At 42.9% G+C, this 8,695-nt stretch carries 9 protein-coding genes; 2 read left to right on the top strand and 7 right to left on the bottom strand.

The window, feature by feature from the left end; translation table 11 throughout:
• Positions 1-195: 195 nt before the first annotated feature.
• The 4 genes from EOD41_RS12215 to EOD41_RS20750 form a co-directional block, all read right to left on the bottom strand.
• Positions 196-408: a hypothetical protein gene (locus tag EOD41_RS12215; protein WP_127705233.1), complete on the bottom strand. Its 213-nt coding sequence runs from the start codon at positions 406-408 to the stop codon at positions 196-198.
• Between the two features lie 76 nt (positions 409-484).
• On the bottom strand, positions 485-622 hold the full coding sequence (locus tag EOD41_RS20760) for a hypothetical protein (RefSeq protein ID WP_164849931.1): 138 nt from the start codon (positions 620-622) through the stop codon (positions 485-487).
• A 42-nt stretch (positions 623-664) separates the two neighbouring features.
• Positions 665-808 carry a hypothetical protein gene (locus EOD41_RS20755; protein ID WP_164849930.1) on the bottom strand — a complete coding sequence of 48 codons (144 nt, stop codon included), beginning with the start codon at positions 806-808 and terminating at the stop codon, positions 665-667.
• 37 nt (positions 809-845) lie between these two features.
• Positions 846-998 (bottom strand): hypothetical protein, encoded by a 153-nt coding sequence (locus EOD41_RS20750; protein WP_164849929.1) that lies wholly within the window; start codon positions 996-998, stop codon positions 846-848.
• A gap of 303 nt (positions 999-1,301) precedes the next feature.
• Between EOD41_RS20750 and EOD41_RS12210 the strand changes: the two genes are divergently transcribed.
• Positions 1,302-2,744: a tetratricopeptide repeat protein gene (locus tag EOD41_RS12210; RefSeq protein ID WP_127705231.1), complete on the top strand. Its 1,443-nt coding sequence runs from the start codon at positions 1,302-1,304 to the stop codon at positions 2,742-2,744.
• Here EOD41_RS12210 and EOD41_RS12205 read toward each other — a convergent pair.
• The 3 genes from EOD41_RS12205 to EOD41_RS12195 form a co-directional block, all read right to left on the bottom strand.
• Positions 2,741-3,025: a hypothetical protein gene (locus tag EOD41_RS12205; protein ID WP_127705229.1), complete on the bottom strand. Its 285-nt coding sequence runs from the start codon at positions 3,023-3,025 to the stop codon at positions 2,741-2,743. The two genes, EOD41_RS12210 and EOD41_RS12205, sit on opposite strands and share 4 nt — an antisense overlap.
• 183 nt (positions 3,026-3,208) lie before the next feature.
• Positions 3,209-3,559, bottom strand: a complete 351-nt coding sequence (locus EOD41_RS12200) for a helix-turn-helix domain-containing protein (RefSeq protein WP_127705227.1) — start codon at positions 3,557-3,559, stop codon at positions 3,209-3,211.
• Between the two features lie 175 nt (positions 3,560-3,734).
• Positions 3,735-6,017 (bottom strand): ATP-dependent helicase, encoded by a 2,283-nt coding sequence (locus EOD41_RS12195; RefSeq protein ID WP_127705225.1) that lies wholly within the window; start codon positions 6,015-6,017, stop codon positions 3,735-3,737.
• A 351-nt stretch (positions 6,018-6,368) separates the two neighbouring features.
• Between EOD41_RS12195 and EOD41_RS12185 the strand changes: the two genes are divergently transcribed.
• Positions 6,369-8,678, top strand: coding sequence for a thioredoxin domain-containing protein (locus EOD41_RS12185; RefSeq protein WP_317133201.1), 2,310 nt, complete (start codon positions 6,369-6,371; stop codon positions 8,676-8,678).
• Positions 8,679-8,695 lie beyond the last annotated feature (17 nt).

The raw sequence follows: 8,695 nt of genomic DNA, 5'->3' as shown, positions 1-8,695 counted from the left end.
GTCTTTTTTATCACCACGGAAGTCTGCTGAACCAATGTCTTTTTTATCGCCGAAAGTTGCTGCTGAAGAAGAGAAGATGGTTGCGAAAACTAATGCTGCTGCTATGATTGATTTTTTCATGATCGTTGTTGTTATGTAGAGTGTTGTTGTTATTCGTGTTATTCTGTAATTATTTTATTCTTTCAATTCGAGTGCTTAGTCAGCTGAACCGATATCTTTTTTGTCGCCTTTAGCATCTGCAGAGCCGATGTCTTTCTTGTCGCCTTTTGAATCAGCCGAACCGATATCTTTTTTATCACCACGGAAATCAGCAGAACCGATGTCTTTTTTGTCGCCGAATGCCGCTTCTGCAGAGGTTGAAAAAAGGGTTGCAAATACTAATGCTGCTGCTATAAGTGTCTTTTTCATGCTGGTTAAATGTTTAATGTGTGTTAAAATCAATTAGTTATTATTAGGTATTTTTATATATGAATATGTATATTAATTAATCAGCTGAGCTGATGTCTTTTTTAAAGCCAATAAATGTTTGAACAGGCGCTACAGGCTTTACGTCATTCTCTTTTTTGCATGATGTTAATATGCTTGCTCCAATTACTAATACTGCCAGTGCTATCCTTTTCATTTTATTTATTTTTTTGAGTGTATGTGTTTTATGATCAAATTATTAGTCAGCGGTGCTGATATCTTTTTTAAACCCTGCAAGTTGTTGTAAAGGTGCTTTAGGACTTAAAATTTCCTCTTTTTTGCATGATGTTAGTACACCGGTGCTTAGTATCAGGGCTATGGCTGCTGCTGTTAATTTTTTCATCTTACGGGCTTTATAAATCTTTTATTATAATATGTAATTAGTCGGCTGTGCTGATATCTTTTTTAAAGCCTGAAAGCTTTTGTACAGGTGCTTCAGGAGTGTTGTCAGCCGGAGTTAAGCGTGAATTGGCATTTAGTGAAAATACACCAATGGTTAAAATAATTAATACCAACAATACTAAATTTCTCATTTTATTTATTTTTTAATTTATAGTTAATATATAGTCTCCTAAAATTTAATTTCACAATTTGCATTGTAAATAAAAGTGACAACTTTTGATATGTCCTGAGCCTTTTGTGGCTTGCAGGTTCAATATTGTCCTGTTATTTTTTCAAATATTATTTAATCATATAAGTTATTGTAATTCAATTGTTTAACGGCTACAAAGTTAATTATGTTTCATTAATTCAAAAGAAATTGAAAAAAAAATTCTCCACACTTGTTTTATTGTTATTTTTATAACTTTCACAGCAAATCAGCTTAACAGCGTTTAATGAGTAAATATCTTTATTTGGCCATTTTTTTACTGCTTAGTGTCTGGGTACGCGCATCATCTTTTAATGATGCAATGCCGCAAGATACAAATGATGTTAATAAATTGGCAAAGCAAGGATATGACAGCCGCCTTACCGACCCCGAGCAAACTATTGCTTATGGTGAAAAAGCGCTTACGCTCGCAAAGGAAGTTAAATACTCAAAAGGCATAGGCGAGGCATACCGTATCCTGGGTTTAGGATATTATTACCTTAACGAGCCCGAAAAATCAATTGATAATTACCTGCAGGCCTTAAAGTATTTTACTGAAATAAATGACAAGCAAAGCGAGGCCAAGGTTTACAATAACATAGGCAACCTTTATCGTGATAACGATTACCAGCAATCGTTACTGTACCTGAACCGCTCACTTGCCATTGCACAAAAGATTAATGATCCGCAGCTGGTTGCTTCGTTATATCTTAACATCGGCAATATCAAGTATCGTCAAAAAAGTTATAACCAGGCGCTTACTTATTACGATAAGAGTTATACGCTTTTTACGAAGCTTCAGGATTCAATTAATCTGATCACTTGTATTCAGAACCAGGGCGTTACCTATTTTCACCTTAACCAGTTTGAAAAGGCGAGACAATTATTGCTTGAAGCCAATAACGCCGCCAAGGTTAACGACCTTAACCAGATTGTAGCCAGTGTGAACCTCACCCTGGCTGCGTTGTATATAGCCCGGAACGACTTTGCCGGAGCCGAACGTATTATTGAAGAAGGCAAGGTGTACGCTAACATCATCAAAGACAAAAAGCTGTTATACGACTATGAATACACCACTTACCAGATGGAGTATAAGCGGAAAAACTTTGAAAAAGCGCTGCACTATCTGCAGGATATTTACAGGCAGGACAGCACACTGCATAAAACAAACGAATCCACCCGTATAAACCTGATACAAAAACAATTTGAACAAGCCGACAGCCAACGCCAGCAGGAAGCTCTACTGCAAAAGCAAGAATATGACAGGGTGCGGTTTTTTGGAGTAGCCGCGGTTGCGGGCTTGTTATTGGTAGTGGTGGCGCTGCTTGTAGGTAACGTTAAACGCAAAGCCAAAACCAATGCGCAGCTTACCGACCTGAACGCCGAGGTGTCAAGACAAAAAGATAACCTTGACCGTATAAACCACCACCTGGAAGAAATAATTGACGAGCGCACCCGCGATCTGCAGGTAAAAAACAGGAAACTTTCTGAGTACTCGTCATACCTGTCGCACCAGATACGCGGACCGATAGCTACGCTTAAAGGTCTCATGAACCTTGAAAAAGAAGGTCTTGTTGGCGAAGCCGAATGTATTGAAATGATGGGAAAATGCGTATCTGATATCGACTCAAAGATTATTGAGATGAGCGATATGCTGCATAACCCAGCAAAAACAGACGCAAAAGTTTAAGGCCAGTTGGGATGAATGCGCGCCTCAAATAACCCGAGGTAGCTGCAATACCATGATATCATTTGTAGTATAAGCAGTTCACGGTGCTTCTTATATCCCCGTGTTTCAAAGGCCAGTACCTCATCATTTGCGGTAACAAAGAACCTAACCTCGCCCTGACTGGGCTGAAACCGTGATTTCAAAATATCAAACACTTTTACCTTAAGCTTGCTCTTAGGGTCGTGTATCACTTCGCTCTTCACACTTTCGGCGTTTGGTATAGAAATCAGATAGTTGGACATGTTTTTCAATTTACTACATGTCTTTAATTGCAAAAGTTACTCCAAAACCGCGTTTATTAACCAATAGGAAGTATTACGCCGTAATATGAGAAGGTTGATTAACTAAATTAACCTATATGAAATTATAATGAAATAGAAGTGTTTTGTATATCAGAAACTGTCGTGTTAAAAACACACAACCGCTTAGTTTTTATTGCGCAGTTCTTCGTACAGCAAAATTACTTTGCGTTGCAGGCTGGCAATTTCAGCTTCACGTTCCAGTAACTTTTTTTGTGCTACGCTAAGGTGCGAAGGTTCCGGTTCAGTTTCTTCAATATCATAGGCAAGCAGGTACACTACTGCCACTTCAAAGATGTTAGCAATTTGCTCCAGGCGCGACAGGTTAATATCGGTTACACCGGTTTCAATTTTTGAAAAGGCAGGGATAGAAATGCCTAAGCGATTGGCTACATCTTCCTGGCTCCATCCGCGTTGGTGCCTCAGGATACGGATGTTCTTTCCGATAGATTTGTTCGTCTTTTTCTTTTCGCTCATTTCCTTAATAAGGTATAAATCAATAGTACAGGGGAAAGGGTAATAACAATATTAACCAAAGCCTGTGCCAACATCTATTTGCCCCATTAAACGCTTGTGCTTGTGTTTTTATATATACAGGAGTATATACATGGGGAAGTAATTCCTCAAACGGGGCGGCTATGGGGTAAATACGTTAATTTTTAATATGCAGTTTTGCAAACTTCAACAAAAGTTGCTTTTGTCCTATTTCTTTAAAAAATATTGTTGCTTTTATATCCGGTTTATTACCTTCTAAACTGATTACCTTACCGAAGCCAAAGCGCTCATGCTCAACTTCCATCCCTACCTGCAGGTTTGATGTGTCTGAGGGTTTAAAATCAGGTGATGGCACATGTGCTTTGGCCAGTACCTGTGTTGTTTTAACCGGCTGAGGTTTCGGTTTTGAAAAACTGTCGCCACCGCTGTTGTTGCCGCGGCTCCATGCTGTACGTTCGTCGGCATATGAGCTGCTGCCAACTGAAGGGGCCGGCTTGGCGGTAAAGTCAAGCTCAAGATATTTCGGATCTATCTCATCCAGAAAACGGCTTGGTTCGCAGCTTATCAGCGTACCAAATTTAAACCTTGAGGTAGCATAACTGATGCTCAGCTTGTGCTCGGCACGGGTAACGGCTACATAGAACAGGCGGCGTTCCTCCTCAAGGTCGCTGCGCGAGTTAAGCGACATTTGTGACGGGAACAGGTTTTCTTCCAAACCTACCACGTACACATAGGGAAACTCAAGCCCTTTTGACGAGTGGATGGTCATAAGCGAAACCGTATCGGCATCCTTATTCTTGTCGTTATCGTCGTTGGTAAGCAGGGCTACATCCTGCATAAACACATCCAAACCTTTTTCTTCTATATCCTCACGCTCGCTAAACTCTTTAATACCGTTCAGCAACTCCTGAATGTTCTCATACCGGTTGAGGCCTTCAACAGATTTGTCTTCGTACAGATCTTTAAGCAAGCCTGAGTGCTGCGCGATATGCAAAGCGGCATCATAAGCCGGCAGGTTTTTGGTGATCACCTGGAAGCTTTGTATCATGGTGGCAAAGTTATGTAACGATGCCGGAGCTTTCTCTACATATTGCCCCGCGTTTAATATAACCTCAAAAGGTGTTAGCTGGTGCTTATCAGCAGCCACGATGATCCTGTCGACTGTCGTATCGCCAATGCCACGTTTAGGATAGTTGATTACGCGTTTCAGTGCTTCTTCATCGTTCGGGTTAAAGGTCAGCCTGAAATAGGCAATCAGATCTTTTATCTCTTTACGCTGATAGAACGACAGGCCGCCATATATTTTATAAGGAATATTAAGCTTGCGCAGCGCTTCCTCCATCGAGCGCGATTGCGCGTTGGTGCGGTAAAGGATTGCGAAATCATTCCACTTAAGCCCTTTGGTGCTGCGGAACTGCATAATGTCCTCAGCCACAATCTTACCTTCCTCGTTGTCGCTGAAAGCACGTACTACCTTTATCTTGTCGCCGGTTTCCTTTTCAGAGAAAACATTTTTTTTAAGCTGCTCTTTATTATTGGCGATAATGCTGTTGGCAACGTTTACAATGTTTTGGGTTGAGCGGTAGTTTTGTTCCAGCTTGAAAACCTTCAGATCAGGATAATCCTTCTCGAAGTTTAATATGTTCTGGATGTTCGCTCCACGGAAGGCATAAATACTTTGCGCATCGTCGCCAACTACACAGATATTTTCGCTAACAGCCGCCAGTTTTTTTACTATCAGGTACTGTGAAAAGTTGGTATCCTGATACTCATCCACCATCAGGTATTTAAACTTGTGCTGATACTTATTCAGTACATCAGGATGCAGCTTTAGCAACTCGTTGGTTTTAAACAACAGGTCGTCAAAATCCATTGCCCCGGCGCGGTAACAGCGGGCAGCATAAGTTTCGTACACCTTACCTAAATGCCCGCGACCGCTGCTAAAGTCGTCGGCTTGTATCTGCGGATTGTTCTGGTACTCCTGCCAGCCAATCAGGTTATTTTTTGCCGCCGATATACGGTTGTAAACAAAGTTTGGATTGTACAGCTTATCGTCGAGGTTCATTTCTTTCAAAATGGCCCGTATTACGCTCTTGCTGTCGTCGGTATCATAAATGGTGAAGTTGTTGGGATAGCCAATTTTGTCGGCTTCAACCCTCAAAATTTTTGCAAAAACCGAGTGGAAAGTACCCATCCAGATGTTTTTAGCTTCGGTGCCAACAAGGCTGTTGATACGCTCACGCATCTCTTTCGCGGCCTTATTCGTAAAGGTTAGTACGAGGATGTTGAATGAATCCACACCCTTACGTATAAGGTGCGCCACCCTGAAAGTAATCACTCTTGTTTTACCCGAACCAGCACCGGCAATAATCATCACCGGCCCTTCAGTTTGCTCAACCGCAGCCCTTTGCTCTTTATTTAATCCCGCTAAATAATCCAATGCTTTCCCTCTGATTTTATCAGGGCGAAATTAGGGTTTTGAAGCGAAAGGAGAAAGGGAAAGAGGAGGGTAGTTTTAAACAGGGGTGGTGCCCGGCGCGGGGCGGTTGGCGTTGTTAATTTAATACTTACCCATTCTTGCGCTCGTTTGCGACGAGTGCTTAAATTGGGGTAACGATTTCATTGCCTCTGTCGCGTCGCAGACGCTATACAACGTTAAGCACTCGTAGCAGACGAGCGCAAGATGCTATATATATTCCCCTCACCCGACAATGCTACTGCAAATGGCAGAGCTTGTACCACCCTCTCCATTTGGAGAGGGTAGCAAGGGAGTGATAAATCACAAACATTAATGGGTGAGGCAGCTCATGCACCGTGCTTCAGTTGCAAACTGAAGCACGGTGTTGACGGTGTTGACGGTGTTGACGGTGTTGACGGTGTTGACGGTGTTGACGGTGTTGACGGTGTTGACGGTGTTGACGGTGTTGACGGTGTTGACGGTGTTGACGGTGTTGACGTCAACACCTGCACGTTCTCATATCTCATGTATAAAATCTCACATCTAAATCTAAAAATAACCACACATTTGCATTCGCTTAAAACAAATCATCATTACGGCAAATTATCAACTAATAACCATCTGCTATTTTATATGAACCATCTGGCCAACTCAACATCTCCTTACCTGCTGCAGCACGTTAATAACCCGGTCGACTGGTACCCCTGGGGGCCTGAGGCGCTGCAAAAAGCGAAGGACGAAAATAAGCTGATACTGGTGAGCATTGGTTACTCGGCCTGCCACTGGTGCCATGTGATGGAGCATGAAAGTTTTGAAGACGAGCAGGTGGCAGCCGTTATGAACGAATATTTTGTGTGTATAAAAGTTGACCGCGAGGAACGCCCCGATGTTGACCAGATATACATGAGCGCCGTACAACTGATGACCGGCAGGGGAGGCTGGCCATTGAACTGCATCTGCCTGCCCGACCAGCGGCCTATTTATGGCGGTACCTATTTTCGTAAGAATGATTGGGTGTCGCTGCTGTTTAACCTGGCCGATTTCTATAAAACCAAACCCGAAGAAGCCGAGGACTACGCCGTTCGTCTTACCGAGGGCATCAATATGTATGAGGCGGTTGACTTTGTGCCCCCGCACGATAAGGAGTACACACGCGGCGACCTGCAGACGATCATAAACAACTGGAAAAAATATTTTGACAAGAAAGAGGGTGGCTTTGGTGGCGCGCCGAAGTTCCCGATGCCCAACAGTATACAATGTTTGATGCGTTATGCCCATTTAGCTAAAGATGCCGAGGTGGATCATGCTGTAAAACTTACGCTGCAAAACATGGCCTTCGGCGGGATATATGATCATGTTGGCGGTGGTTTTGCGCGCTATGCTGTTGATGGGCGCTGGCATGTGCCGCACTTTGAGAAGATGCTGTATGATAATGGCCAGTTGCTTAGCTTGTATGCCGAAGCTTATACCTGGTGGCCTAACCCGCTTTATCGCAAGGTTGCCGGCGAGATAACACAATTTGTGATGCGTGAGCTAACCTCGCCTGAAGGTGGTTTCTACTCGGCGCTTGATGCAGATAGCGAGGGCGTGGAAGGCAAATTTTATACGTTCACCAAAACCGATATTGAGCTGATACTGGACGATGACGCCGACCTGTTCAGTATCTATTATAACATTACCGACGAAGGTAACTGGGAAGAGGAAGAAACCAACGTGCTGTTCAGAAAACGTGATGATGCTGAACTGGCCGCCCAGCTTGGTTTAAGTGCAGAAGAACTGCTTGCGAAAGTTGAGGCGTCACGCCAAAAAGTATTCGAGGCAAGAAGCAGCCGCGTAAGGCCAGGGCTTGACAATAAAATATTGGCATCGTGGAATGGCTTAATGCTGAAAGGACTTTGTGACGCTTACCGTGCTTTCGGCGATGCCGATTACCTGGAATATGCTTTATCGAACGCCAACTTTATAGTTGACAATATGATAGCAGGCGACAAGTTATTGCGCTTGTTTAAACCTGACGTAAAAGGCGGTAATGGCCAGGCCTTTCTGGACGATTATGCCAACATAGCCGACGCGTTTACAGCCTTGTACGAAGTAACTTTTGATGAGAAATGGGTACAGTTGGCTAAGACTTTAACTGATACTGCAATAAACAATTTCTATGATGAAGAAGGCGGTATCTTCTTTTACACTTCGGCAAATGACGAACAACTGATAGCCCGTAAATCAGAAATTATGGATGGTGTAACCCCGGCATCAAACTCGGCTATGGCAAGGGTGCTTAAAAAATTGGGATTACTGTTTGATAATGAGCGGTATCTCGAGATATCGGCTCAGTTGCTGCGCAACATCATGCCGCATTTGGGTAAGTATGGCTCGTCATACTCAAACTGGATCATGTTGTTGACTGACGAGGTGTTTGGTGTGTATGAAGTGGCCGTTACCGGTATGGTAACCGAACCTTTGCGTAAAGAAATTGAACAAACTTACATTCCGAATAAAATAATGTTGGGCGGGAGCGAAGGAAGTTTACCTTTGCTGCAGGGCAAATTTGGTAACGAAACTAAAATTTATGTTTGCCGCGATAAAACCTGTGGCCTGCCCGCAGATAATACAGCAGATGCCTTAAAACAAATTGAGGCCTGATTACTTATACTTAAAAC

This window comes from Mucilaginibacter limnophilus, assembly GCF_004005815.1.
Classification (GTDB): Bacteria; Bacteroidota; Bacteroidia; order Sphingobacteriales; family Sphingobacteriaceae; genus Mucilaginibacter; species Mucilaginibacter limnophilus.
This window is presented reverse-complemented; position numbering and strand designations above follow the sequence as displayed.

What these genes read in the sequence shown, in the direction of transcription:
- EOD41_RS12215 (WP_127705233.1), bottom strand. Translation starts at nt 408, where the DNA reads ATGAAAAAGACACTTATAGCAGCAGCATTAGTATTTGCAACCCTTTTT.
- EOD41_RS20760 (WP_164849931.1), bottom strand. Translation starts at nt 622, where the DNA reads ATGAAAAGGATAGCACTGGCAGTATTAGTAATTGGAGCAAGCATATTA.
- EOD41_RS20755 (WP_164849930.1), bottom strand. Translation starts at nt 808, where the DNA reads ATGAAAAAATTAACAGCAGCAGCCATAGCCCTGATACTAAGCACCGGT.
- EOD41_RS20750 (WP_164849929.1), bottom strand. Translation starts at nt 998, where the DNA reads ATGAGAAATTTAGTATTGTTGGTATTAATTATTTTAACCATTGGTGTA.
- EOD41_RS12210 (WP_127705231.1), top strand. Translation starts at nt 1,302, where the DNA reads ATGAGTAAATATCTTTATTTGGCCATTTTTTTACTGCTTAGTGTCTGG.
- EOD41_RS12205 (WP_127705229.1), bottom strand. Translation starts at nt 3,025, where the DNA reads ATGTCCAACTATCTGATTTCTATACCAAACGCCGAAAGTGTGAAGAGC.
- EOD41_RS12200 (WP_127705227.1), bottom strand. Translation starts at nt 3,559, where the DNA reads ATGAGCGAAAAGAAAAAGACGAACAAATCTATCGGAAAGAACATCCGT.
- EOD41_RS12185 (WP_317133201.1), top strand. Translation starts at nt 6,369, where the DNA reads ATGGGTGAGGCAGCTCATGCACCGTGCTTCAGTTGCAAACTGAAGCAC.